Below are 24,706 nucleotides of genomic sequence, written 5' to 3' on the forward strand. Positions count from 1 at the left end.
AATTTGCTTATTAAGCGTTCTCCCGCTTCTTCATGGTTTTTATTTGTGAAGAAGCGGATTTATTCGCGTAACGCACGCCACTAACTTATTTGCTTTCAATTTACAAAGGGAATTTTCAATGAAGAAAACATTGCTTGTGCTGTTGATCTCGGCCGTTTGCGGTAATGCCTGGTCGCAAAGCCTGACGGTAGAACAGCGCCTGGCGCAGCTGGAAAAACAGTTACAGGAAAATGCCGTTGAATTGTCACAGACCAAAGCAGCATTAAAACAGTATCAACAAGCTGCGCCTGATAATAAAACCAATAAACCTGTAATGACAGTCGTTAATAAAGAAATTACAAACAATGCCGCAGCGGAAAAAACAGCGCCAACGCTGAAAGAGATTAGCGATTTTGTCAAAGAAGATATCGGTTTTACCTATTCCGGCTATCTTCGTTCCGGTTGGGGCGCCGCCAGTCATGGATCGCCACAGCCTTATGCCGTTGGATCGGTCGGGCGTTTTGGTAATGAATACTCCTCGTGGTTTGATCTGCAATTCAAACAACGCGTCTATGACCAGAATGGGAAAACGGCTCATGCGGTGGTGTTGTTCGACGGCAATGTCGGTGAGCAGTATGGCGACGCCTGGTTTGATAAAGATGCCGAAAGTCGGCTGCAATTTTCTGATATTTACCTGACCACCAAAGGGTTTCTTCCGTTTGCGCCAGAAGCGGATTTCTGGGTCGGTAAACACAACTTACCGAAATATGAAATCCAGATGCTGGACTGGAAAAGCCATCTGACGGAGAGCGGCGCGGGCGTGGGCATTGAAAACTGGCAGCTCGGCGTGGGCCAGCTCAATGCCGCGCTGGTGCGACAGGATTTGAATGCTCATGCGGTGAGCTATCCTGCCGCCAGCGAGGTGCTGCAGGTGAATACCAACACGCTCGATGTACGCTACAACAATATCCCACTGTGGGATAACGCAACGCTGGCTCTGCTTGCCCGTTATTCAGTGGCAAACAAATCCGACACCTATAAAAACCGTGAGGATAACGGCAGCTACTACAGCATTAAAGACGCGTGGCTGGCCGGTGTGGTTGTTCGCCAGGAGCTTAGTGCGGGCGGTTTTGAGGAGTTTACCGTGCAGGCGGCGGATAACTCGCTGGCCAGCGGTTTTGCTCAGCCCTTTGGCCCCAGCCCAACGTATGGTTTTGGCGACAACTATTACGGTGAGCACAGCTACGGCAAAGCGTTTCGCTTGATCTCGCAGGGTGAAGCGTATCCGTTCTCACAAGTGGTAATGGCGCATGCGCTGATCTACTCGGCGGGTAACGATATTTACAGTTATGACACCGGTGCACATACGGATTTTCACAGCTTGCGTGCGGTGGTGCGCCCGGCGTGGATTTGGGACAGCTACAACCAGACCGGGGTTGAGCTGGGGTGGTTTACACAGACCAACAAACAGCAGGGCGTGAATTACCATGAGCAGGGTTATAAAACCACGCTTTACCATGCGCTGAAAGTCGACACCAGCCTGCTGGCCTCGCGGCCGGAGATCCGTTTTTATACGACCTATATTCGCGCGCAGGATAACGGCATCAGCCATTTCCAGTTTGGCGATCAGAAAAAGGATCAGCTAGCGGTGGGCGTTCAGGCCGAAGTGTGGTGGTAACAGCTCAAAGTTGCGGCGCAAAGGCGCGCCGCAACGCGTGGGTTAAATATCCGCAAAGCTCCCCAGGCGGTAGCCTCGCTCGGCAATCGCATATTTCAACGACAGCGACGTCAGCACCTCCAGCTCCGCTAAGCGCGGGTAACAGTAGCTGCTCTGACGCACGGTGTTATCGATAAACGCCGGGTGGCACATGATCTCCAGCGAGCTTTCTCCTCGGGCAGTAGACGCATCCAGTGCCTGTAAAAAGAGCGCTTCGGAAATCGCTTCGCCGTAAAACGCACTGCTAAAACCGTGTGTCGTGCGCAGTGTGTCGGGTAGCGCGAAGTCAGGCGGCAAAGCGGGGCGATCGATACGCAGCGCCACGCCGCGCTGCGCGGCGAACTCTGCGACGATGGGCAAGATCTGCGGGATCATATGCACATGGTGATGGCTGTCCAGATGCGTCGGTTCCCGGCCAAACAGGGCGATAAACCGTTGATACTGTGCTTCCAGTTCACCCGAGATCTCTTCCAGCGGCAGCGCATCTTCCTGCGCCATTTGCCAGATCCATTTCCCCAGTTGCCCGTTACGCGCAAGGCCGGGCATCGGCGTCAGCGGTTTGCCTAACGTCAGCACAAAGTGCATACCGACACCGAGCAAGGGTTCGCACTGACACAGCCCGGCGGCGTGTTCTACGGCATCGCCGTTGACCAGCGCGGTCGTTGAAGTGACTACGCCATGACGAAAGCTGTCAATAATGCCGTAGTTCTGCCCTTTGCTGAGGCCAAAATCATCCGCGTTAACAATCAGTAAGCATTCCATAGCCCGCCCCGGTTAGTGATGTTCAGTTTTCAGTTGTGCAAGGGTATTGGCAAAGTTTGGCAGCCACTTTTCATGAGCGAGCAGCATTTCACGCGCCAGAATTTCCGCGTCGCGATCGGAGTGGATCAGCGGGCTAAGGCTCAGCGCCAGCAACACATCGTTTAGCTCGCCGCTGAGCGCCGCTTTGCTGGCCGCCACTTCAAAGCCTTTAATGGTGTAGATAAGCCCCAACACTTTCTCATCAAAGTGGGTCACGCGCGGGTGCGGTGTCGCGCCGTTGCGCCCCAGCGTACAGGTCATCTCTACCGCCCAGTCTGCCGGGATATTGTCGATATGCCCGTGATGCGGAATATTCACATAGTGCTCGGTTTGCTTATCGTTATAGATAGCGTTGATCACTTCGCAGGCCGCATCGGAATAGTACGCGCCGCCGCGCTGCTCAAGCTCTTTCGGTTTCACCTTCAGCTCAGGATCTTTGTACAGCTCAAACAGTTGTTTTTCGACTTTCTGCACCACCTGCGCCCGTGCGCCGCCTTTGTAGTACTCGCCCATCTCAATCGCCAGCATCTCTTTTTGCTTAACGTAATAGAGCAGATAAGAGCAGGGCAGCAGATTGAGCGAGCGGATCAACCCTTCGCTAAACGGCAGGTCGAAAATGTTCTTCACCGAGGAGGCTTTCAGCTTGCCGGAAGCCACACCGTCGAGCAGCTCCGCAAAGCGGGACTGACCATTCACCAGCACATCTTTAATAAAAACCATGTGGTTAAGGCCAAACAAATCCATAGCGACATCATCGCTGCTGCTCAGGTGCAGCACGTCATGAATAAACATCTTCATGCCGACCGGAATATTGCACACGCCGATAAACTTTTTAAAACCGGTGTGGTGATACACCGCTTCTGTGACCATTCCAGCCGGATTAGTGAAATTAATCACCCACGCATCCGGGCAGATTTCCTCCACATCTTTAATGATGTCGAAAATAACCGGAATGGTGCGTAACCCTTTAAACAGCCCGCCCGCACCGTTGGTTTCCTGGCCCAGATAGCCGTGGCTAAGCGGAATACGTTCATCTAACTCGCGGGCTTTAAGCTGGCCGACGCGCAACTGTGTGGTGACAAAGTTCGCCTCGTGCAGCGCTTCGCGACGGTTCAGCGTTTTAAAGAGTTTTAGTGGGATACCGGCTTTATCAATCATGCGCTGGCAAAGATCGAAAATAATATCCAGCTTCTCTTTTCCGTCCTCAACATCGACCAGCCATAATTCGGTAACCGGCAGTTCGTGATAGCGCTTAATAAACCCTTCCAGTAATTCCGGGGTGTAGCTGCTACCGCCGCCAATGGTGACGACTTTTAATTTCTGGTTCATGATTTCTCCCTTCGTGTCAGACACGGTGGTGTAAAACGTTCAGCCCGCTCGCCGTTACTGGTTGATTATCGTTAACCTTTTCCGGTAGCTATTGGGAGTGAATGAGGTCATTTTCTTGAATGTTTTAATAAACAGGCTTGGGCTGCTGTAACCCGACTCATAAGCAATATCGGTGACCGAATAGTTAGTCATTTCCAGTTGCTTCTTCGCGAAATCAATGCGGATTTCATTAATAATCTGCATCGGCGTTTTGCGGTAATAGCGGCGGGTGGCGCGGGTCAGATACTCCTGCGATTTGGCCGCCAGTTGCACCATGTTTTCCAGCGCGTTTTCGCCAAACTGCGTTTTATCGTGCATCGACTCGATCGTGGTTTTTAACCACTGTGGTGTGTCATCCACCACCTGTTCTTCACGGTAGTGGCGCAGACGGTTGATGACATAAAACGTCACCGCCTCGATAAACTCGTCCAGCCCGGTTTCACGGAAATTGAGTGACGCGATAACGGTTTCCACATAGCTCAGAAACGCGCTGCTGGCGCGGTATGCCTGCGAGGCGACAAAACAAAATGGCAGCAGGGCGAGATAATGCTGTTCAAAAAAACGTTTACTGATCCCCACATTGAGAATGCGCGTCGCGCCAAATTCATAGAAACTTTGGTGGTGCGAACCCAGCGGGATAAAGACAAAATCACCGCGTTCAAGCAGCACGCGCTTACCGTTGATCTCCTGGTAATAGCGACCGGTTAATACCAGCGTGAACTCGTAATAGTCGTGCTGATGCAGCCCGCTGGCGCTCTCCGTTTTGTTGTAGATAAACACATGGAAATTTTTACCGTTAAACAGCTGCTGTTCGTGAACGGTTTTGATTCCCAGCGTGTTGATCAAAGGCTGCATCATCAACTCCTTGTTATTTCAATTTTTCGTGAAGCTCAATCAGTTCCGTTATCAGCTCGCGCGCCAGCATTGACGTCATCAGATGATCCTGCGCATGCACCAGCACCAGGCTCATTTTCACCCGGCCTTCGCCCTGATCGCCCTCAATCAGTTTAGTCTGCACCAAATGTGCCTCATTGAGCGCCAGCCTTGATTGCTCCATTAGCGCTTTTGCACCGTCAAAATCACCCTGTTTAGCCTGCTTCAGCGCGGTGTACGCCAGGCTGCGCGCATGCCCTGAGTTGATGATTAAGCCCATCACCACTTCTTCCAGCTCATCGGCTGGGGTGGTGCTCTCCAGGACAGTGTCGAGATCGAACATATGTACTCCTCGCGTGGTTTCCGGCGGGACAAGACCCACCGGGTTCGGTCAGAATTTCAGTGCATTAGCGATATCTTCTTCGCTCTCTTCCTGCTCAATGGCGTTCTGCGCTTTGTTGGCAACCATCACGAACGGCAGGTAAACCAGTGTGGCAATGCCTAAGTTGAACAGCGCCAGCAACAACGCGGCGATGCTGCCGTTAGTATTAAAGAATGCGCCCAGGCCGGTTGGCATCGTCCACGGTGCAATGTTGGTGATCGGTGGAATAAAGCCGGTGTAGTAGGCCAGCAGCGTAATGGCGGCAAGTATCGGCTGCACCAGAATGAAGGGGATAAACATCACCGGGTTCATGATGATCGGCAGGCCGAACAAAATCGGTTCGTTAATCTGGAACAGGCCGGAGGGCAGACCCAATTTCGCCACCTGGCGGTAATCCGCGCGGCGTGAAGCGAGGAAGATGGCAATAATCAACCCCAGCGTTGCGCCGCTGCCGCCGAGGAAGATATAGGAGTCGAGCATCGGTTTCGCCCAGACATGGAACGTTTTACCCGCTGCCAGCGCCGCTTCAACCGAGCCATATTGTTGATAGACAGAAATATTTTCCAGCGCCCACGGCGTCATGATGCCGCTGTCCAGCGCAGTCAGCGCCAGCGAACCGTGAATGCCGAAAAACCACAGCAGCGGCACAAACAGCACATATGCCCAGCCGACCACACTGCCCAGCGAAGCCAGCGGCGTGGAGATGGTGTCCATAATGATTTGATGGAAATTGGTGCCGTAGTGATTCAGCGCCCAGGCGATAATTCCCATAATTGACAGAATAATAAAACCGGGGATCAGCGCGGAGAACGAGCGCGCCACCGAAGCCGGCACACTGTCTGGCAAGGTAATCACCCAGTTGCGGCGCACGATAAAGGTGAACATTTCCGCCACGGCCAGGCCAATGATAATCCCGGAAATAATATTCGCGCCGCCTAACCAGTTTGCGCCAACGGCGTAAGATTCACCGACGCTATACGGCGTGACGGTCATAAAAGCGGCAATCGATAACAACCCTGCGGCCAGCGCATCCACTTTGCGCTCTTCCGCCAGCGCCATACCGATAAAAAAGGGTGCCATCAGCGACATAATGCCCAGCGTGCCGTTATACACATTGCCGCCGATGCCTTTAAAACTGTTCAGCGTCTCAATGGTTGAGGCATCCAGTCGGATCCCTAACGAATAAAAAAACGATCCTTCGCCAAAGCTCAGGAACACGTTATTAATTAAGACAAACATCGCCCCTGCGAGGGTCAAGGGCATTAAGCGGATAAAACCGTTTTTAATGGCGTTAACATGTGGCTGTTTGCCGATTTTTACCGCAAAAGGCACCAGTATCTTTTCAAGTGAAGCAATAGCATTACTCATAGAAAAATACCCTTAAATACCGCAATGCAACATTGCGGCGAATGTGTGGGATCACTGTGTGATAAGCGAACGCAACAGCGTTTAATTGGCAGCGGCTTTTTTTATTGCCGCCACGGCGGCCTTCAGAACACCTAAACCATCGACTTTGCCGTACAGCGTGGCGTCGATTACTTCGACAGGCTTATTGGGAAGCAGACGCTGGATATCTGGTAACATCCAGGCGATTTGTGGGCCTAACAACACGACATCGGCCTGCGGACCTTTTTCACTGGCGAGCGTCTCGGGAAATGCTTCAATAATGACCGGGACTTCATATTTTTCCGCCTGGGTGCGCATCTTCGACACCAGCAATGACGTCGACATGCCCGCAGAACAAAACAGGTAAATATGTTTCTTTTCCATAAAAACGACCCTCATTGTCCGATGATCCGCCAGCCAGACTCGTTTATCTCTCTTCATGCTGGCGGTGCGCCTAACCTAAATGACTTTTTTCTTCGGCTGAAACAAGTATACGGGAGGGTTATCGGTGCGGGTATTTCATAAGGCTCCAAAATTGTCTCTGGTTGACCTGGTGCTTTGCGGGTCTTCACATTTTGGGCAATTTATCGTTAAAGAGGCGGGTCTGGTGGGAAGAAGGGCGGTTCAATTATTTCCGGATTACCCGGTGTAGCGGCGCAAAAAGAGGCTGCGAGGAGCCGCCATTACGCTGCGGGTAATGGCGGCAACAGCAATTAACTCAGCATGGCGACTAACGCTTTCGCCACGGCTTCAGAACTGGCCGGGTTTTGCCCGGTGATCAGTTTGCCGTCTTCGACGACGAACGGTGCCCAGTTCGGCCCTTTGTCATACTTCGCGCCGAGTGCTATCAATTCGTCCTCCACCAGAAACGGCACCACATTGGTCAGCTCGACATCCGCTTCTTCGCCATTGGTAAAGCCAGTCACTTTACGGCCTTTTACCAGCGGTTCGCCGGAAGTGGTTTTCACATGACGCAACACACCCGGCGCGTGGCAGACGAAACTCACCGGTTTACCGGCGCGCTCGAACGCTTCAATCAGCGCAATCGAGGTACTGGATTCCGCCAAATCCCACAGCGGGCCGTGACCGCCGGGGTAAAAGACAGCGTCAAAATCGTCGGCGCGCACGCTATCCAGCTTGACGGTGTTAGCCAGCGCTTGCTGTGCGGCCGGGTCGGCTTTAAAACGGTGGGTCAGCTCAGTTTGAAAATCCGGTAGATCGCTTTTCGGATCCAGCGGCGGTTGACCGCCCGCAGGCGAGGCGAGCACAACCTCTGCGCCTGCGTCTTTGAACACGTAATAAGGGGCGGCGAACTCTTCAAGCCAGAAGCCCGTTTTTTTGCCGGTATTACCCAGTTCGCTGTGGGATGTCAGCACCATTACTATTTTCATGTTACCTCCGTCGTGATGCGTTATCAGCGGCATTGCCGTGGCCATACTGAATGAATAAATCGTTCAGTAAGCATAGCGATGAATATCGGGTTTACCGGGATTGTCGGAAAACTCCGGGTATAAGCGTTACAGCATTCACACTTTATTACACGGAGCTACATCAATAATTACTTTCTTCAATAATCAGCGCCGGCGCTGGCAAATATTTAACCGTGCATTACTGTCATTTTTTTATTTATTCCAAGAAATGTCTAATCCTGTAAATAACGCCAGTCTGACAAACTTGTTATAAAACTGTCAGCCACTGGTCAGCATGCGCTGCGTAATATTGCTTACGTTGAAACATGATTGTCAAAACCTCTTTTATGCGGAGCTTTATTATGAAAAACATTATTAATACTGTGCTTGCTGCAACACTGTTTAGTGCAATCTCTTTCGGTGCTTTTGCCGCGCAACCGGTCACCGATGATAGCGGCCTGGTGCCGATGGGCACCATTTCAATTGCCAAAGCCGATACGGTTTCGGATCTCGAAGCGCAAGTTCAGCAAGCCGCTGCAAAAGATAACGCGAAATACTATAAAATTATCTCCGCCGGTGGCGATGAGTATATTTATGGTAATGCGATTTTGTATAAATAATAGCGTGCAATTAACCCCGGTCTTTCATTCGCTAAAGGCCGGAGTTAATTATTTCGATAGATAAAAAGGGCGCCGTGAAGGGCGCCTTTTTGCTGGCTATGATTTTCGCTGTTCGCGCGCCAGTAAGTAGAAACAGAGCAGGCCAGCGCAGATACTCATGTTTTTGGTGAATTGAATCACTTGCCCGGCTTGCTGTGGGCCGCTTGCCGCCCAGAACTGATGAAACATAATACTGGTGAGGAAAATATAAAAAATCCACAGTAGCGATATTTCTTTAACCCGATAACCAATAATAAATGCGATACTGCCGCCCAGTTCGATGGCAATGGCAAAAATGATCATCAGCTTGCCAATCAGCATGTCACCAAACGGTGTTTTTAACACGTTATCGGTGAAATTTATTATTTTCCCGCTGCCGCTATATAAAAACAACGGGGTAATTAAGATACGGGCAACTACCATAATAATCTGGTTGTTCATGCGCGGTTCCTTGAATAAGTAAAAACCAATGAGTGAGCATGAACAGTATATTGGCGACACCCTGACGGGCGAATGACACCACTCTGTCAACGCTGTCAGGGATAATGGCTGGCGCTATTTATTTAGCGCCAGCGTAAAGCCAAAGGTATTTTCGCCGTTCAGGCTGGTGGCAAAGACATCACCGCCGTGCATTTGCGCCACCGCTTTGACAATCGACAGCCCAAGCCCGTGGTTGGTATCGCTTTGCGTTCTGGCGTGATCGGCGCGGTAAAAGCGCTCAAACAATCTTTCCAGATGGTGGCTTTCAATGGCATCGCCATAATTTTTAACGCTCACCGTCGCATGCTGGTCGTTGCTACTTAAGGTGACCGTGACCTGGCTATTTTCGTAGGCGTAGCGGGCGCTGTTTTCCAGCAAATTGGCGAGCGAGCGGGTAAACAACCGCCTGTCAACGCAGATCGTCACATCGCCTTCGATCTGCAATTGCAAATGGCGGTCGGTGAATGAAGGTTCGGTATATTCGGCTGTTTTTAACGCTTCTTCGCGCAGCGACACTTCCGCAAGCTGCGCCGGATGTTTGCCAGTTTGCGCATGGGACAAAAACAGCATGTCGTTGACGATCGACGTCATGCGGTTCACCTCCTCAAGGTTCGATTCGAGGCAGGCTTCGAGTTCCTCATGGCTGCGTTTGCGCGAAAGGGCTAGCTGCGTCTGGCCGAGAATGCTTGAGAGTGGCGTTCTCAACTCGTGCGCCACATCGGCGTTAAAACTTTCCAGTTGTCGCCATGCGGTTTGCTGGCGGGCAAGCACGCCGTTAAAGGCTTCCGCCAGACCCTGCAACTCCTGCGGCAACGCGGTGGCATCCAGCCGCTGGCCGTCAATCCCCGGCGCAAGTTCACGCGCCTGTTGGCTGAGGAGTTCCACCGGTTGCATCCCCTGGCGGGAGATGACAAAGCCTAAAAAGGTCACGAACAGCACGCCCATGGTGGTGATAAAAATCAGCACCTGGGTAAATTCATTCAGCGTGCCCATATACGGCGTGGAGTCGATTGAAACCACGAAATGCAGCGGCGTTACGCCATCGCGGTAGCGAATGGTTTTCGTCAGAAGAAACAACGGACACTGGTCGGTTTTTTCCCGGTTAACGCGGCTGAAGCCATCGGTAAGCGCATTAAGATCGATCTCTTTTGGCGGCTCGCCACCCACTTGCAGCGTCGGATCGCTGCTTAAAATCCAGTAATGAACGCGCCCGCCTTCCGAGTTACTCAGGCTCATCAGCTTGGTTTTGAGTTCGTCCAGTTCATGATGATTAAACTTAGAAACAATCAACGGCTCCACCAGCGAATAGCGGAACATCAGCTCATTATGCATCTGTTTATTCAGCGATTCGCGCAGCGATTCCCGCAGGCAAAGCGCATAAGCGAGGGCAATACATAATGTGACCACCGCAAATGTCAGTGCCAGCTTGCGGGAAATAGAACGTTTAAACATACGCACTCATTTTGCCGGGATCTTCGTCGCGATACTCAAGGATGTAACCCATCCCTCTGACCGTGTGCAGCAGCTTCTCTTCAAACGGAGAATCGATTTTGGCGCGTAAACGTTTAATCGCGACTTCGACAATATTGGCATCGCTTTCAAAATTCATATCCCAGACTTGCTCAGCAATCATCATTTTCGACAGCACTTCCCCCTGGTGCCTGGCAAGCAGGCTTAGCAGGGCGAACTCCTTTTGCGTCAGGTCGATGCGTATACCGTTGCGGTAAACTTTACGCGCCAGCAGATCGAGTTGCAGGTTGTGGACCTGCAATTGAGAAATATCGAGCCCATCAGTTGGTCGGCGGCGCAGCAGCGCCTGAATGCGGGCCACCAGCTCAATCAGCGAAAAGGGTTTGGTCAGGTAATCATCCGCGCCCAGTCTCAGCCCCTTTACCCGCTCATCGAGCGAACCGCGCGCGGAGAGCATCAGCACCGGCGTCTGCTTCAGCTTGCGCAGGCTGGTAATGACGGTGTAACCGTCCATCGACGGCAGCATGACATCAAGGATAATGGCGTCGTAGTCCATCTCTGTTGCCAGGAACAATCCCTCGCGCCCGTCGGCGCAGACATCGACGTTGTAACCCTGCTCGCGTAGCGCGGTGTTGATGTAAGACGAAATTTTCTCTTCATCTTCGATTAAAAGGAGTTTCATGTCGCTGGCCCTGATGATTACTTATAACTAACGTCAATAATATAAAGCGTTGCCGCTAACAATTGCCTGACCGTTAACTGACAATTTTGTAAGCAAAAGATGTAATAACGAATAAAATTCCCGACTGGTGCGTTTACGGTGTATCTGCAATCAGGAGAATCCATTTATGAAACGCATCATCCCAGGCATGATGATTGGCCTTTTGAGCGCGCCGGGCTTACAGGCGATGCCACTCAGCTACAATATCGCCACGCCCGCCACCACGGTAGCGCTCTCATGGCACGCGTTTGGTGGCGTTTCACAAGCTCACCTTGAAGGGGTGAGTGGGGACGTGACGCTGAACCCGGCAAAGGAGATTGAGGATCGCATTAACGTGACGATTCCCGTTGCGACGCTCATTGCTTCTAATAACTTGCTGACTTACCAGTTGAAAAGCAGCCTGTTTTTTGATGCTGAGCACTATCCGACGATTGCGTTTCACAGTAGCCGGGTGGTGGATTTAGGCGGCGGGCATTTTCGGGTTTTTGGTTCCCTGGCGGTAAAAAACGTTCAACGCCCGGTGATCCTCGATGCCACGCTGCAAAATCAGGGCAGGGCGGATTCGGGGCAACTTTCGCTCCATGCCACCACCGCTATCTCCCGTTCGGCGTTTAATATGGACAAGTTCGCCATATTGGTGGATGACACGGTGACGATAAATATTGAAATCCATGCGCAAGCCCGCCAGCCAGCGTAAACCGTGGCGGGCGGGACTTATGACAGCGCGGCGTGTAGCGCCTGCGCGTGTTGTGACAATTGCGGCGGTGGGTTTCGGCCTATCAGCACAAATTGATAGCCGCGCTGTTGCCACCAGACGAGGTGCATATCATGGCGATTTTCAGGCGTTAACGCACGCGTCTGACGCTCGCGCTCAGGCGAAATGCACAGCGCCATCGGACCATATTCCGCATCCATCCAGGCGATTTGCGCAATCGAGGTGCTGTCATAGCGCAGCATGCGCACCATTTTGAGTTCTGCGCCGCTCAGTGCCAGTTGCGCCACCTTCACGCTTAAGCCAATATCCTGCGCCGTGCGCGCCAGCCCACGTTGCAGCGCCGTGGGCGAGCTGTCTGCATCCAGCAGCGTTTCCGCGCTATACAGCGACATGTATTGCGCCTCGAGATCGCGGATTTTCTCGCTCTCATCGCGCGCCACCGCCAGTGGCCTTGCGAAATAGCCAAGCCCGCTGCCGATAACCAGAAAACTGAGCGACGCGGCAATCAGCGAACGACGGCTGACGCCTGCGGATGGGCGGGGCGACGCCAGCAGATCGTTTAATCGTGCCTGCATCCGTGCTGCGGGGGCTTCATCAAGCAGCGGTGCAAACGCCTCGGCAAAATCCGCAGGGTTTTGTCTTAGCGCCTCGGTGCGGTTGGCAAGCTGTTCGTCCTGGGCAAGCTGATGTTCAAATTGTTGCGCATCGGCTTCACTCATCTCGCCATCAAGCCAGGCGACGATCGCGTCATCCTGGTAGGGGTGGGTAAACGTGCTGGGTTTCACGAGCGTTTCTCCTGGGCTTTGGGCGGCGTATTCACTTTTTTCGCCAGCGTTGCGCGTGCGCTTGCCAGCCGGCTCATGATCGTGCCGATAGGCACCGCGAGCGTGTTTGCCGCTTCCTGATAGGTAAACCCTTCGACATAAACCAGAAACACGGTATTACGCTGCGCTTCCGGCAGCGCACTGACATGCTGCATAATTTTCGGGTAATGCAGACGCGCGTCATCCTGAGCGTGCGTATCTTCAGCCAGCAGTTCGTCGCTCTCCACAAAGCCTTGCCCGATCCGCACGCGGCGCGCGCGCAAATCGGAGATCCAGATCGAGTGCAGAATGGCGAAAAGCCAGCTGTCTATCCGCGTGCCGGGGGTAAATTGCGCGCTCTTTTCGAGCGCGCGAACGCAGGTCGACTGCACCAATTCTTCGGCAACCTCGCGGTTGCGCGACAGAACCAGTCCATAGCGCCACAGGCGTGTCAGATGTGCAGCAAGTTGCTGGCGAACGTCACTGGTGGTGATTTTGCGCTCCTCGCACCGGTATTCAGGACTCGGGGTGACCATTAATCGCTGCCTGCAGGTCGCGATACTCTTCGCATTGCACCCCGCAAAGCGTGGCGATGGTCTTCAGTTGTTCTTTTGCCAGATCCGGGCGGCCTTTTATCAGCCACGCTTCACCGAGATATTCACGCACTTTCGCATACTGCGGGTTGAGTGCCAGCGAACGCTGATAATAGCCAATTCCTTCATCGGTGCGACCCAGTTTCCGCGTGGCGTAACCCCGGTAGTTCCAGGCTTCAGCGGTATTACCGTTTTTCAGCGTATCCAGCAGATTCAACGCCGCCTGATATTCCCCTTTTTTCGCCAGATGATAAGCATAATGGGTTTTGTCTTCGTCACTGAGGCGGCTACTTTTTTCCACCACGCACTGTTTGAGCGAGCTGTCATAAACCTGTCCGCTCGGGCAGTCTGGCGTTTTACTGTTGGTATTATCGTCTCCGGCGGCAAAAACCTGCGCGGCAGGCAGTAAAAATAGCGACAGCAACAGCGGGGCGAACATTTTCATGGTGAGTTCCTTCGTAACGTTGAGTAATCAGTTAACGCTGCAATGACGATTTCTATTCGAAAAAAATCACGTTTCCCGCAAAGCGCTTCTGATGCGGGCGACATCACCGTTACGTCACACATCCGGTTTATAATTTCATACGGCTTGTCGCGGTAATGTGAGTCTCTGATTCCGGCGGAGGGTAAATCATGCGTGTTAGCGGGCAGCAAGGTGAGTTAACGGCGTTAGCGGTGGCGGGCAGTTATGTGGTGTTGCTGGGCTGGGATATGCCCGAGCAGCACATCATCGCCGGTAACATTTTGGGTTTCGCCATCCAGCGCACGCGTAAAAGCGACGGTGAAGTCATCTGGCTAAACGGCATGAAAACCTTCGCCAGCGTCGAGCCGACGCCTGCGCCGGGCGTGCCCGTTTCCTCTTTTAAACATCCTTTCCAGACGTTTCAATGGTCTGATTACAGTGTTTCGCCCAATGCTGAATATCGTTACCAAATTGTCGCCATGCGCGGGCCTGCCGGGGCATTAACGCCGGGCGATGCGGTGCAACTGACGGTGTTAACTGAGCCAGTGGATAAAGGTGAACACGCAATTTTCTTCAACCGGGGCGCGATTGCTTCTCAGGAATATGCCCGGCGTTTTCACAATGCCAGCCCGGCGGAAATTGGCGATGCGGCGTGGAAGTGGCTGTCGCGCGGCTTGATTGAAGGGCTGGAGCGATTTATCGGCCAGGCGGATAAAGGTGATGAGTTGCACGGTGCCATTTTTGAGTTCAAAAACAGCCGCATCTATGAAGCGCTAAAAAGCGCTGCCGCGCGCGGCGCGACCGTGAGCGTGATTTACGATGGCGACTCGCAGCGCGAGTCGAATGAAAAACATCTGGCGCACAGCGGCATCGAGGCGCTGGTGCACCCGCGCATACACTCCGGTCGTTATATGCATAACAAGTTCTTTGTCTTTCGGCGCCAGGGTGTGTCGCAGCAGGTGTGGACCGGCTCCACCAATCTGAGCGAAAACGGCATTTTTGGTCACTCGAATAATGCACACATCGTTCGCGATCCTCGCGTGGCGGAGCAGTATGAAACCTACTGGCAACTGCTGCTGCAGGATTTAACCCGCGCGCCAACGGCGAAAAAAGTCGAAACGATCACCGCCGCGCCGCCGGTTCCCTGGCGTGACGAAGTCAGTACCGTTTTTTCGCCGCGTACTTCGCTTACCGCGCTGGAGTGGTACGCCCAACTGGCGGCGGACGCGCAACGAGCGCTCTTTGGCACTTTCGCCTTCGGCATGAACAAACTGTTTGTCCCCGCCTGGGATCGCACCGATGAGGTGTTGCGCTTCGCCTTGCTGGAGAAAAAAGGCTCCGGCAGTCAGTACAAGCAACAAGCGGCGGAAATCGACCGTATCCGCAAGCATCCAAATGTCACCATCGCCGTTGGACAAAACCTGGTGCTGAACGCCTTTGACCGCTGGCTAAAAGAGATCGAAAGCCCAGTGGAAGAGACGCACGTCACGTACATCCACACCAAATATTTGCTGATTGACCCGCTTGGCCCGGAGCCGATTGTGATTGTCGGTTCGGCGAACTTTTCCGCCGCCTCCACCGACACCAATGATGAAAACATGCTGGTGATCAAGGGCAACGCTGCCGTGGCGGACGTTTATCTTGGCGAGTTTATGCGCTTGTTCACCCACTATGCGTTTCGTGAATCGGTGGCGCGCTCGCAACAACGCATCGTTGCGGGCGCGGTGTCGCCAAAATATCTGTACGAAACCACGCAGTGGATTGATGCCGCATCCGGGTACTTTGTCGCTGGTAGCGATCGCGCCCTGCGTCGCCGCTATTTTTCCGGCCAGTAGGCGGCGGCAAAATGGCGGTTGCAATAAATCATTGCCGGTGGCGATAGTTTCGCCTTCTGTTATTTTTTCCGCTTTGTTTAGTTTGATAAAAAGAGAAATAACCGGTGATAAAGCGTATCAGAATGGATATTTTGTTTACGTTCGGTGAAAAGCCAACAATTGCTGGGTCTTTTCTTTGTCGCGGGGATAATAATGACCGGCAGAACCCGCCTGAAAGGCGGGTTTTCACGGATAAAGTGAGAGGCTTATTGCTGGTGAGTAAATATCCGCTCCCCTATTTTTTGTGCCTCGCGTAATAACGCTTCCGGCGTGCCGAAATCAGGCAACATCAGCGTGGCATTGGTGAGTACCGGCGCGCCGCAATAATCAAAAATACCGTGGGCGATCTGCGTATTCCATGATTGCGCATAGCCGTGTTTTTCAAAGGTTTTCATGTCCGCACCACCCAGTGCGATAAGGTGAACAGGCACGTGCCCCAGTTTGCCGGAAACCTTGCTGTTTGCGCCCTCTTCATAGGCCCAGCCGTTAGAAAACACCCGATCAATCCAGCCTTTTAGCTGACCAGGCATCGTCCACCAGTAGATGGGGAACACCAGCACCAGCGCATCGGCTTTCCCAATGCGCGCCTGCTCGGCAAGTACATCGGCGGGCAGCGGCGCGCCTTCGGCGAAGGCGGTGTAATCTTCGGCATTAAACACCGGGTTAAAGCCTTCTTGCATCAGATCGGCAAACTCTGCGCTATTTTGCCCATTTTTATCCGTAATACCCTGCGCAATAGCTTTCGCTACGCTGTGGGTTAACGAACGTGCTAAAGGGTGAGAAACCACGATTAATGCATGCATCTGAATCTCCTGGATTGCCATCCGCCGTTAACGGACGTAGTCTTATATACGAACAGTAACCTACCATTAGTAAGTTACTTTTAGTATATAAACCTGTCAAGGGAGAAACATCATGCCGGAAACGCGTGTGCGTCAGCGCTTGTCGCGGGAAGAACGCTATTCGCAGCTTGTCGATGTCGCGTGGCACATTATTCGCCAGGAGGGCACCGAAGCGCTGACGCTCGGCCATCTTGCGGAGTTAGCCGGTGTCACCAAGCCGGTGGTGTACGATCATTTCACCAGCCGTTCCGGGCTGCTGGCGGCGCTCTATCGCGAATATGATCAACGCCAGAACCGCAAAATGGATGATGCGCTGGCAAAGACCGCGCCTGAGTTAGCCGCGCGCGCCACGGTTATCGCCAGCGCTTATATTGAGTGCGTGCTGTTTCAGGGGCGCGAAATGCCAAGTTTACTGGCGGCGCTCGCCGGTACGCCGGAGCTGGAAACTATCCGCCGCGAGTACGCTGTCGATTTCATCGGAAAATGCCGCACCCTGTTCGCGCTATTTTGCGGCGAACCGCTGCGTGATGCGCCGCTGTGGGCCATGCTGGGAGCCGCCGAAGGGCTCGCCTGGGCGGCGGTGCAGGGCGCCATTAGCGAGTTGCAGGCGAAAGAAGAACTTTGTGCGGTGATTATCGCCATGGTGCGGGCGACGCTGCCGCGCGGCTAAATTTGTTCTACCTGGCGCGCGCCTTGCATCAGGGAAGCAGGACTTCCCTGGAGCATACGCATGATAGCCAATTCATCGACCACCATCCGTTTCCTGCTCGCCTCGCGCCAGTGTGAGCTCAACAGCCTGCGTTATCTGCTACAAGGCGGCGAGCTGGTGGGCAAAATCAGCCAACTGGTGCACATGCTGCAACGCGAGCGCGGAACCTCCAATATGTTTCTCTGCTCGACTCGCGGGCAATTTGCCGATGAGCTTATCCTGCGCGAACAAGAGGTGGCGCAAGCGCAAGCCCCGCTGATGGCGCAACTCGACATGCTGGAGCGCCAGATTGCCGCGTTGCCGCAGGCCAGCCGCCTGTTCAGCCACGTCGCCAGCGTCGTTTACGCCCTGAGTTTGTTACCTGCGTTACGCCAGCAAATCCGCCAGCGCACGCTGCGTTTACCGCAGGCGATGAGCTTCTTTAACGACATCATTCGCCATTTGTTGTCGCTGGTGTTTGAACTGTCGGACACCGCCGCCGAACCGGCCATCTCCAGGCATTTAATCGCCATGTTCAGCTTTATGCAGGGCAAAGAGTACGCAGGTCAGGAGCGGGCGACCGGCGCGGCCGCTTTTGCCGCTGGCACCTTCAGCGAAGAGACGCAGCAGAAATTGCTCAGTCTGATTGAACGCCAGGAGCGCTGTTTCGCCACCTTTGCCGATTTCGCCGACGACGAACACCGCCTGCGCTGGCAGCAGATGGCGGCCGACAGCCAGTTTGAACGTCTGCGGCGCATTGCCTGCACCGGGCGTGAGTTATACGAAGCCGACAGTTGCCTGCGCTGGTTTGCCCTCGCCACGCAGCGCATTGACGCAATGAAAACGCTGGAAGACGCCCTGGCGCAAACGTTAATGGCGCACTGCCAGGCGCGTATTGCCGCCACCGAGCAGGCCAATAACGAGCAACTCGCCGATATCGAAAGCCTGATGCCCGCACACGAAAACGAAGAGAGCAGCTACTCGGTGTTTAGCGATGCGCACGGCTGGCTGGAGAGCGGCGGCGTTCGCCCGCAGCTTGGCCGTTCCCTATTGGTGTTGGTGCAGCAGCAATCGCGGCGCTTGCAGGCGCTGGACACTGAGCTTGCGGCGCTGCGCGAAACGCTCAACGAACGCAAGCAGATTGAGCGCGCCAAAAGCATGTTGATGCAGCACCGGCAAATCAGTGAAGAAGAGGCCTATAAAACCCTGCGGCGCATGGCGATGAACCAGAACAAAAAGCTGATTGAAATCGCCAGCGCCATGCTGGCGGTGGCCGATGTTTTTCAGTCTAACCCTTAAGGAGTAGCTGCACATTGCCAGTGCGAAAAGTGCCCTTCCGCAGTGCGCCGCGCTGGGGTGTTAACGGCAATATGCCGCGAAATCCGCCGTTTTCAATTCTGGCACAGCCTTTGCTTTAACCTTTCCAGGTGGAAAAAAATCACAACGCGCACCCGACCAACGGCGGTCGGTTTAGCGTTAAGCGGACAACGGCGTCCATAAGCGTGCAGCTTTGCACGGGCTTATGGGCGCCGTTTTTTTTTGCATCCCACAACGGTGAGCAGCGCGAGGGTGGCATGAGTGATAACAACACGAAAGGTATGACGGTTTCCCGCCGTCAGTTTTTACTGGGTAGCGCGGCGCTGGGCGGCAGCCTGCTGGTGCCGGGCGTCATCAACCGCGCATGGGCCGCCGGTTCTGACGCACCGGAGCTTAAAGAGATCCGTGTGGGTTTTATTCCGCTCACCGATTGCGCCTCGGTGGTGATGGCGGCGGTTAAAGGCTTCGACAAAAAATATGGCATCACCATTTTGCCGAGCAAAGAGGCCAACTGGGCGTCGGTGCGCGACAAGCTTCTTTCTGGCGAGCTGAATGCTTCGCACATTCTCTACGGCCAACTTTACGGCTTGCAAATGGGGCTTTCCGGGCCGCAAACCAATATGGCAGCGCTGATGACCCTCAACCAGAACGGGCAGGGGATCACGCTCGCCAACGCGCTGCACGAGGCGGGCGTCACCGATTTGCCCGCACTCGCGAAGCATCTCGCCGCCAGCCCGGCGGGCACTTACACCTTTGCGCAAACCTTCCCGACCGGCACTCACGCCATGTGGCTCAACTACTGGCTGGCGAGCGCGGGCATTAACCCGCTCAACGACATCCGCAGCGTGGTGGTGCCGCCGCCGCAAATGGTGATGAACATGAAAATTGGCAACATGGTCGGCTACTGCGTCGGTGAACCGTGGAACCAGCGCGCTATCAGTGATGGCATCGGTTTTACCGCCGCGACCAGCCAGGATATCTGGCCGGATCACCCGGAAAAAGTGCTCGGCACACGCGCCGATTGGGTCGAAAAGAACCCCAACAGCGCCCGCGCGCTGACCGCCGCAGTTCTGGAAGCCTCGCGCTGGATTGACGCCTCGGACGACAACCGCCGTGAAACGGCGAAGGTGATTGCCGGTCGCGCTTACCTGAACACCAAAGAAGAAACCATTGTTGGCCGCATGCTCGGCCAGTACGACAACGGCATTGGCAGAAGCTGGAAAGATCAGCATGCGATGCGCTTTTTCCACGATGGCTCGGTCAACTACCCGTGGCTCTCCGATGGGATGTGGTTTCTCACCCAACACAAACGCTGGGGGCTGCTCGACAGCGATCCGGACTACCTCGCCATCGCCCGCCAGGTGAACCGCATTGATATCTACAAACAGGCCGCCGCCAGCGTGGGCAATGTTCCGCTGCCGGGCAGCGATATGCGCAGCAGCGTGTTGATGGATGGCGTTCGCTGGGACGGCAGTAATCCTGTCGCCTACGCCAACGGCTTTAGCGTAAAAAAATGAGAGGTCGCTGATGAAAAACCAGGCGCAAGTTATCCCGATTCCGCTGGACGAAGCGGCGAAAATTCCCCAGCAGGCAGAGATTGTTACGCTGCCCGCTAAAGTGCGCGTGCGTCGTCGCCCGTCGCTGTTACGCCCGCTGATGCAGCGCGTGGTGCCTGCGTTGCTCGGCATCGGTCTGCTGCTCTGCCTGTGGCAAGTGGTGGCGCTGAACAGCAAAAACTTTCCCACGCCGTGGCAAACATGGCTGGCGGCGCTGGAGGTTTTTGCCGATCCGTTTTATGTCGCCGGGCCTAACGATCAGGGCATTGGCTGGAATGTGCTGGCGTCATTAGCGCGCGTGGCGACCGGTTTTGGCCTTGCCGCACTGGTTGGTATTCCCACCGGTTTTTTGATTGGCCGCTTTCGTTTTGTCGCCAACATGCTTAACCCGCTCATCTCCCTGCTGCGCCCGGTCAGCCCGCTGGCCTGGCTGCCGATTGGTTTATTGCTATTCCAGCGCGCGGAACCGGCGTCAAGCTGGACGATTTTTATCTGCTCCATCTGGCCGATGATTCTCAACACCGCCGAAGGCGTGCGGCAGATCCCGCAGGATTACCTGAATGTCGCGCGGGTTCTGAAACTTTCCGAGTTCGCCATTATGCGCAAAATCCTGCTGCCCGCCGCGCTGCCCGGCATCCTCACTGGCATGCGGTTATCGATTGGCATTGCCTGGCTGGTGATCGTGGCGGCAGAAATGCTGACCGGCGGCATCGGCATCGGTTTTTGGATCTGGAACGAGTGGAACAACCTGAATGTGGAACACATCATCATCGCCATCGTGGTGATTGGCGTGGTCGGTCTGCTGCTGGAGCAGGCGCTGATGTGGATTGCTAACCGTTTTAACTACACCAACCGCTAGGGGGCTCTGATGCGTACCAATCCGATTATCCAGGTTCAGCAAGTGAGCCAGCGTTTTAACACCAGCAGCGGTGAGTTTTTGGCGCTTGATAACGTCAGCTTCGACATCCACCCCGGCGAAACCATTAGCCTGATTGGTCACTCCGGCTGCGGCAAATCCACGCTGCTGAATTTGATTGCCGGACTGACACTGCCCACCAGCGGCGGTCTGCTGTGCAACAACCGCGAAATCGACGGCCCAGGGCCGGAGCGCGGCGTGGTGTTTCAGAACCACTCGCTGTTGCCGTGGCTGACGGCATACGACAACGTCGGGCTGGCGGTGCGCCAGGTCTTTCGCGGTGAAATGAGCAAAGTGGAGATACACGAATGGATCATGCACAACCTGGATCTGGTCCATATGTCCCACGCCTGGAATAAGCGCCCGCACGAGATCTCCGGCGGCATGAAGCAGCGTGTCGGCATTGCCCGCGCGCTGGCGATGAAACCGAGTGTATTGCTGATGGATGAACCCTTTGGCGCGCTCGACGCCTTAACCCGCGCCCATTTACAGGATGCGGTGATGGAGATCCAACAACGTCTGCATACCACCATTGTGCTGATCACCCACGATGTGGATGAGGCGGTGCTGCTTTCCGACCGTGTATTGATGATGACCAATGGCCCGGCGGCGAGTATCGGCGAAATCATGGCGGTGGAGCTGGAACGTCCGCGCTCGCGCGTTTCGCTCGCCGACGACGCGCAGTATCAGCGCTATCGCCAGCAGGTGCTGCATTTCCTGTATGAGAAGCAGCCCAAAGCGGCCTGATCTCTCTTTCTCTTTTGCATTAAGGATTCAGGTTATGAAAAAGCCCGTTTTAGCGGTGATTGGCCACGGCATGGTGAGCCACTACTTTCTGCAACAGCTTGTGGATCGCGAACTGCACCAGCATTACGACATCGTGGTGTTTGGCGAAGAGCGGCTGCCCGCTTATGACCGCGTGCATCTTTCCGAATATTTCGCCGGGCGCAGCGCGCAGTCGTTGTCGCTGGTAAGCGAAGGGTTCTTTGCCGAGAGCGGCATCACGCTGCACTGCGCGAGCAAAATTGTCGCTATCGACAGCCAGCAACGCTGCGTGCGCGATGCGCAGGGTGTGGAAACCCATTACGACACGCTGGTGCTCGCTACCGGCTCGTATGCCTTTGTGCCGCCGATCAGCGGCAATACGCGCCCCGGTTGCCTGGTATACCGCACGCTCGACGATCTGGACGCCATTGCTGCGCAGGCGGAAAACGCAAAAAGCGGCGTGGTGATTGGCGGCGGTTTGCTGGGGCTTGAAGCCGCCAACGCCCTGCGTCAGCTAGGTCTGGAAACCCACGTTGTCGAGTTTGCTCCGCGCTTGATGGCAGTGCAGCTCGATGAAGGCGGTGCCATGATGCTGCAACGCAAAATCGAAGCGCTCGGCGTGCAAGTACACACCCGCAAAGAGACGCGGGAAATCATCGACGGCGAGCAAGCGCGCCATCGTCTCTGCTTTGCCGACGGCAGTTTTCTGGAAACCGATCTGCTGCTGTTCTCGGCGGGCATTCGCCCGCGCGATGAGCTGGCGGAAAGCGCAGGGCTGCAAAAGGGGCCGCGCGGCGGCATTGTCATCAACGATCACTGCCAGACCTCCGACAGCGCCATTTACGCTATCGGCGAGTGCGCATTGTGGAACGGGCAGATTTTTGGCCTTGTCGCACCGGGCTACCAGATGGCGCGGTGCGTGGCGGATAAGCTTGCGGCGCGCGACACGCCGTTTACCGGCGCGGATATGAGCACCAAGCTGAAATTACTTGGCGTCGAGGTGGCCTCTATTGGCGATGCGCACGGCAAAACCGCCGGCAGCCAGAGTTACCAGTGGACCGACGGCCCGCGTGAAATCTATAAGAAAATTGTCGTTTCCGCCGATGGCAAACGGCTGCTCGGCGCGGTGCTGATTGGCGATAGCGCCGATTACAGCCTGCTGCTGCAAATGGTGCTTAACGACATGCCGCTGCCCGCGCAGCCGCAAACGCTCATCCTGCCTGCACTTTCTGGTGATGCACCAAAAGGGCTGGGTGTCGCAGCGCTCGCCGCCAGCGCGCAAATCTGCTCCTGTCATAACGTTAGTAAGGGCGATATCGCCGCCGCCGTGGCGGGCGGTTGCAGCGAGCTTGGGGCGCTCAAAAGCTGCACCAAAGCGGGCACCGGCTGCGGCGGCTGCGTGCCGCTGCTGAAACAGGTGATGGAGCACGAGCTGGCGCAGCTTGGTGTGGAAGTGAAAAAAGATATTTGCGAGCATTTTGCCTGGTCGCGCCAGGAGCTGTATCACCTGATCCGCCTGCATGATATTCGCACGTTTGACGCGCTTATCGACCAGTTCGGCCAGGGGCATGGCTGCGAAGTGTGCAAACCGCTGGTCGGCTCAATGCTCGCCTCGTGCTGGAACGATTACCTGCTTAAACCGCAGCACCTGCCATTGCAGGACACCAACGACCGCTTCTTCGCCAACATTCAAAAAGATGGCACCTACTCGGTGGTGCCGCGCATCCCGGCGGGTGAAATCACGCCGCAGGGGCTTATTGCCATCGGGGAAGTAGCGCAGCGCTACAACCTTTACACTAAAATCACCGGCGGGCAGCGGGTGGATCTGTTTGGTGCGCGCCTTGAGCAGTTGCCCGCGATTTGGGAGGAACTTATCGCCGCCGGGTTTGAAACCGGCCACGCTTACGGCAAATCCCTGCGCACGGTGAAATCCTGCGTCGGTTCCACCTGGTGCCGCTATGGCGTGCAGGACTCCACTGGCATGGCTATCGCACTGGAGAACCGTTACAAAGGGCTGCGCTCGCCACACAAAATCAAAATGGCGGTCTCCGGTTGCACCCGAGAATGCGCCGAAGCGCAGGGCAAAGACATTGGCGTGATTGCTACCGACAAAGGCTGGAATTTGTATGTCTGCGGCAACGGCGGCATGAAACCGCGCCACGCGGATCTGTTTGCCAGCGATCTCGACAGCGAAGCGCTGATCCGCACCATCGACCGGGTGCTGATGTTCTATATTCGCACCGCCGACCGGCTACAGCGCACCAGCACCTGGCTGGACAACATGGAAGGCGGGCTGGCCTACCTCAAACAGGTGGTGCTGGAAGACAGTCTCGATATTGGTGCTGAGCTGGAGCGTGAAATGCAGCAGGTGGTCGACAGCTACCAGTGCGAGTGGAAAACCACGCTTGATAACCCGCAAAACCGCCTGCTGTTCCGGGGCTTCCTCAATAGCGATAAACCCGATGAGGCGGTAGTGATGGTGCCGGAGCGCGGGCAGATTCGCCCGGCAACGGCGCAGGAAAAAACGCCAATGCAGAGCCATCCACATACCGGTGATGGTGAGTGGGAGCACATTGCCGCACTGGCCGATATTCCGGCGAACGCTGGCATGGCGGCACGTCTTGGTCAGCAGCAGATTGCCCTGTTTCACCTACCAGGCAGTGAGCAGCAGGTTTTCGCGCTCGAAAACCATGAGCCGGGCAGCCACGCCAATGTGCTGGCGCGCGGGCTGGTGGGCGATGCGGGCGGTGAGCCCATTGTTATCTCCCCGCTGTATAAAAAACGCTTTCGCTTGTGCGACGGGCAAAGCCTCGACGATGCCGGGCTGCGCTTGCGTGTCTGGCCGGTGAAAATCCAGCACGGGCAAGTCTGGGTGCAGCACGCGCCCGCCACGCAGAACACGTTCCCGGCAATTGCCGAAGCGTCTTAA

General features: G+C 55.0%; 24 protein-coding genes. 10 read left to right on the forward strand and 14 right to left on the reverse strand.

The window, feature by feature from the left end; translation table 11 throughout:
* The first annotated feature begins 118 nt into the window (after nucleotides 1–118).
* Nucleotides 119–1,657 carry a carbohydrate porin gene (locus tag E0L21_RS09010; RefSeq protein ID WP_131408687.1) on the forward strand — a complete coding sequence of 513 codons (1,539 nt, stop codon included), beginning with the start codon at nucleotides 119–121 and terminating at the stop codon, nucleotides 1,655–1,657.
* A 42-nt stretch (nucleotides 1,658–1,699) separates the two neighbouring features.
* Here the strand turns inward: E0L21_RS09010 and chbG are convergent, their stop codons facing one another.
* From chbG to E0L21_RS09045, 7 genes are all read right to left on the reverse strand, one after another.
* The gene (gene chbG, locus E0L21_RS09015; protein ID WP_131408689.1) at nucleotides 1,700–2,458 is read right to left on the reverse strand and encodes a chitin disaccharide deacetylase; all 759 of its coding nucleotides are present in this window, start codon (nucleotides 2,456–2,458) and stop codon (nucleotides 1,700–1,702) included.
* A gap of 12 nt (nucleotides 2,459–2,470) precedes the next feature.
* A complete protein-coding gene (locus E0L21_RS09020; RefSeq protein WP_131408691.1) occupies nucleotides 2,471–3,826 on the reverse strand; it encodes a 6-phospho-beta-glucosidase in 1,356 nt (451 codons plus the stop codon).
* 54 nt (nucleotides 3,827–3,880) lie between these two features.
* Nucleotides 3,881–4,723, reverse strand: a complete 843-nt coding sequence (chbR, locus tag E0L21_RS09025) for a transcriptional regulator ChbR (protein ID WP_131408693.1) — start codon at nucleotides 4,721–4,723, stop codon at nucleotides 3,881–3,883.
* Nucleotides 4,724–4,733: 10 nt separating this feature from the next.
* Nucleotides 4,734–5,081: a PTS N,N'-diacetylchitobiose transporter subunit IIA gene (chbA, locus tag E0L21_RS09030; protein WP_131408694.1), complete on the reverse strand. Its 348-nt coding sequence runs from the start codon at nucleotides 5,079–5,081 to the stop codon at nucleotides 4,734–4,736.
* A gap of 48 nt (nucleotides 5,082–5,129) precedes the next feature.
* On the reverse strand, nucleotides 5,130–6,488 hold the full coding sequence (gene chbC / locus E0L21_RS09035; RefSeq protein ID WP_020455001.1) for a PTS N,N'-diacetylchitobiose transporter subunit IIC: 1,359 nt from the start codon (nucleotides 6,486–6,488) through the stop codon (nucleotides 5,130–5,132).
* Between the two features lie 81 nt (nucleotides 6,489–6,569).
* The gene (locus tag E0L21_RS09040) at nucleotides 6,570–6,890 is read right to left on the reverse strand and encodes a PTS sugar transporter subunit IIB (protein ID WP_131408696.1); all 321 of its coding nucleotides are present in this window, start codon (nucleotides 6,888–6,890) and stop codon (nucleotides 6,570–6,572) included.
* 329 nt (nucleotides 6,891–7,219) lie between these two features.
* A complete protein-coding gene (locus E0L21_RS09045; RefSeq protein ID WP_131408698.1) occupies nucleotides 7,220–7,897 on the reverse strand; it encodes a type 1 glutamine amidotransferase domain-containing protein in 678 nt (225 codons plus the stop codon).
* Nucleotides 7,898–8,277: 380 nt separating this feature from the next.
* On the opposite strand from E0L21_RS09045, the gene E0L21_RS09050 reads away from it, so the two are divergent.
* Nucleotides 8,278–8,535: a YdgH/BhsA/McbA-like domain containing protein gene (locus E0L21_RS09050; protein ID WP_131408700.1), complete on the forward strand. Its 258-nt coding sequence runs from the start codon at nucleotides 8,278–8,280 to the stop codon at nucleotides 8,533–8,535.
* Nucleotides 8,536–8,631: 96 nt separating this feature from the next.
* Here the strand turns inward: E0L21_RS09050 and E0L21_RS09055 are convergent, their stop codons facing one another.
* From E0L21_RS09055 to E0L21_RS09065, 3 genes are all read right to left on the reverse strand, one after another.
* On the reverse strand, nucleotides 8,632–9,015 hold the full coding sequence (locus tag E0L21_RS09055) for a DoxX family protein (RefSeq protein WP_131408702.1): 384 nt from the start codon (nucleotides 9,013–9,015) through the stop codon (nucleotides 8,632–8,634).
* A 114-nt stretch (nucleotides 9,016–9,129) separates the two neighbouring features.
* Nucleotides 9,130–10,506: a heavy metal sensor histidine kinase gene (locus E0L21_RS09060; protein ID WP_131408704.1), complete on the reverse strand. Its 1,377-nt coding sequence runs from the start codon at nucleotides 10,504–10,506 to the stop codon at nucleotides 9,130–9,132.
* Nucleotides 10,499–11,206, reverse strand: a complete 708-nt coding sequence (locus tag E0L21_RS09065; RefSeq protein ID WP_131408706.1) for a heavy metal response regulator transcription factor — start codon at nucleotides 11,204–11,206, stop codon at nucleotides 10,499–10,501. The genes E0L21_RS09060 and E0L21_RS09065 overlap by 8 nt, the downstream gene beginning before the upstream one ends.
* Before the next feature lie 166 nt (nucleotides 11,207–11,372).
* Between E0L21_RS09065 and E0L21_RS09070 the strand changes: the two genes are divergently transcribed.
* Nucleotides 11,373–11,942 (forward strand): YceI family protein, encoded by a 570-nt coding sequence (locus tag E0L21_RS09070; protein WP_131408708.1) that lies wholly within the window; start codon nucleotides 11,373–11,375, stop codon nucleotides 11,940–11,942.
* 17 nt (nucleotides 11,943–11,959) lie between these two features.
* Here the strand turns inward: E0L21_RS09070 and E0L21_RS09075 are convergent, their stop codons facing one another.
* The 3 genes from E0L21_RS09075 to E0L21_RS09085 are packed head-to-tail and all read right to left on the reverse strand — an operon-like array spanning nucleotide 11,960 to nucleotide 13,801.
* Nucleotides 11,960–12,745 carry an anti-sigma factor family protein gene (locus E0L21_RS09075; RefSeq protein WP_131408710.1) on the reverse strand — a complete coding sequence of 262 codons (786 nt, stop codon included), beginning with the start codon at nucleotides 12,743–12,745 and terminating at the stop codon, nucleotides 11,960–11,962.
* Nucleotides 12,742–13,299 (reverse strand): sigma-70 family RNA polymerase sigma factor, encoded by a 558-nt coding sequence (locus tag E0L21_RS09080; protein ID WP_131408712.1) that lies wholly within the window; start codon nucleotides 13,297–13,299, stop codon nucleotides 12,742–12,744. Before E0L21_RS09080 ends, E0L21_RS09075 begins: the two co-directional genes overlap by 4 nt.
* Entirely contained in the window at nucleotides 13,280–13,801 is a 522-nt protein-coding gene (locus tag E0L21_RS09085) for a tetratricopeptide repeat protein (RefSeq protein ID WP_131408714.1), read from the reverse strand. The genes E0L21_RS09080 and E0L21_RS09085 overlap by 20 nt, the downstream gene beginning before the upstream one ends.
* Before the next feature lie 188 nt (nucleotides 13,802–13,989).
* Here E0L21_RS09085 and E0L21_RS09090 point away from each other — a divergent pair, with 188 nt between their 5' ends.
* Nucleotides 13,990–15,654 (forward strand): phospholipase D-like domain-containing protein, encoded by a 1,665-nt coding sequence (locus E0L21_RS09090; protein WP_131408716.1) that lies wholly within the window; start codon nucleotides 13,990–13,992, stop codon nucleotides 15,652–15,654.
* Nucleotides 15,655–15,899: 245 nt separating this feature from the next.
* Here E0L21_RS09090 and E0L21_RS09095 read toward each other — a convergent pair whose 3' ends face one another.
* Nucleotides 15,900–16,496 carry an NAD(P)H-dependent oxidoreductase gene (locus E0L21_RS09095; RefSeq protein WP_131408718.1) on the reverse strand — a complete coding sequence of 199 codons (597 nt, stop codon included), beginning with the start codon at nucleotides 16,494–16,496 and terminating at the stop codon, nucleotides 15,900–15,902.
* A 112-nt stretch (nucleotides 16,497–16,608) separates the two neighbouring features.
* Between E0L21_RS09095 and E0L21_RS09100 the strand changes: the two genes are divergently transcribed.
* The 6 genes from E0L21_RS09100 to nirB all read left to right on the forward strand — a co-directional run bounded on the left by E0L21_RS09100 (nucleotide 16,609) and on the right by nirB (nucleotide 24,706).
* Nucleotides 16,609–17,205, forward strand: a complete 597-nt coding sequence (locus E0L21_RS09100) for a TetR/AcrR family transcriptional regulator (RefSeq protein ID WP_131408720.1) — start codon at nucleotides 16,609–16,611, stop codon at nucleotides 17,203–17,205.
* A gap of 60 nt (nucleotides 17,206–17,265) precedes the next feature.
* On the forward strand, nucleotides 17,266–18,522 hold the full coding sequence (locus tag E0L21_RS09105; protein ID WP_131408722.1) for a nitrate regulatory protein: 1,257 nt from the start codon (nucleotides 17,266–17,268) through the stop codon (nucleotides 18,520–18,522).
* 275 nt (nucleotides 18,523–18,797) lie between these two features.
* Entirely contained in the window at nucleotides 18,798–20,057 is a 1,260-nt protein-coding gene (locus E0L21_RS09110) for a CmpA/NrtA family ABC transporter substrate-binding protein (protein ID WP_131408724.1), read from the forward strand.
* A gap of 10 nt (nucleotides 20,058–20,067) precedes the next feature.
* Nucleotides 20,068–20,955 carry a nitrate ABC transporter permease gene (gene ntrB / locus E0L21_RS09115; protein ID WP_131408726.1) on the forward strand — a complete coding sequence of 296 codons (888 nt, stop codon included), beginning with the start codon at nucleotides 20,068–20,070 and terminating at the stop codon, nucleotides 20,953–20,955.
* A gap of 9 nt (nucleotides 20,956–20,964) precedes the next feature.
* Entirely contained in the window at nucleotides 20,965–21,759 is a 795-nt protein-coding gene (locus E0L21_RS09120) for an ABC transporter ATP-binding protein (RefSeq protein WP_131408728.1), read from the forward strand.
* A gap of 34 nt (nucleotides 21,760–21,793) precedes the next feature.
* Complete coding sequence (nirB, locus tag E0L21_RS09125) at nucleotides 21,794–24,706, forward strand: nitrite reductase large subunit NirB (RefSeq protein ID WP_131408730.1); 2,913 nt, start codon at nucleotides 21,794–21,796, stop codon at nucleotides 24,704–24,706.

The sequence above is a fragment of the Kosakonia quasisacchari genome (assembly GCF_004331415.1).
GTDB classification, from domain to species: Bacteria; Pseudomonadota; Gammaproteobacteria; order Enterobacterales; family Enterobacteriaceae; genus Kosakonia; species Kosakonia quasisacchari.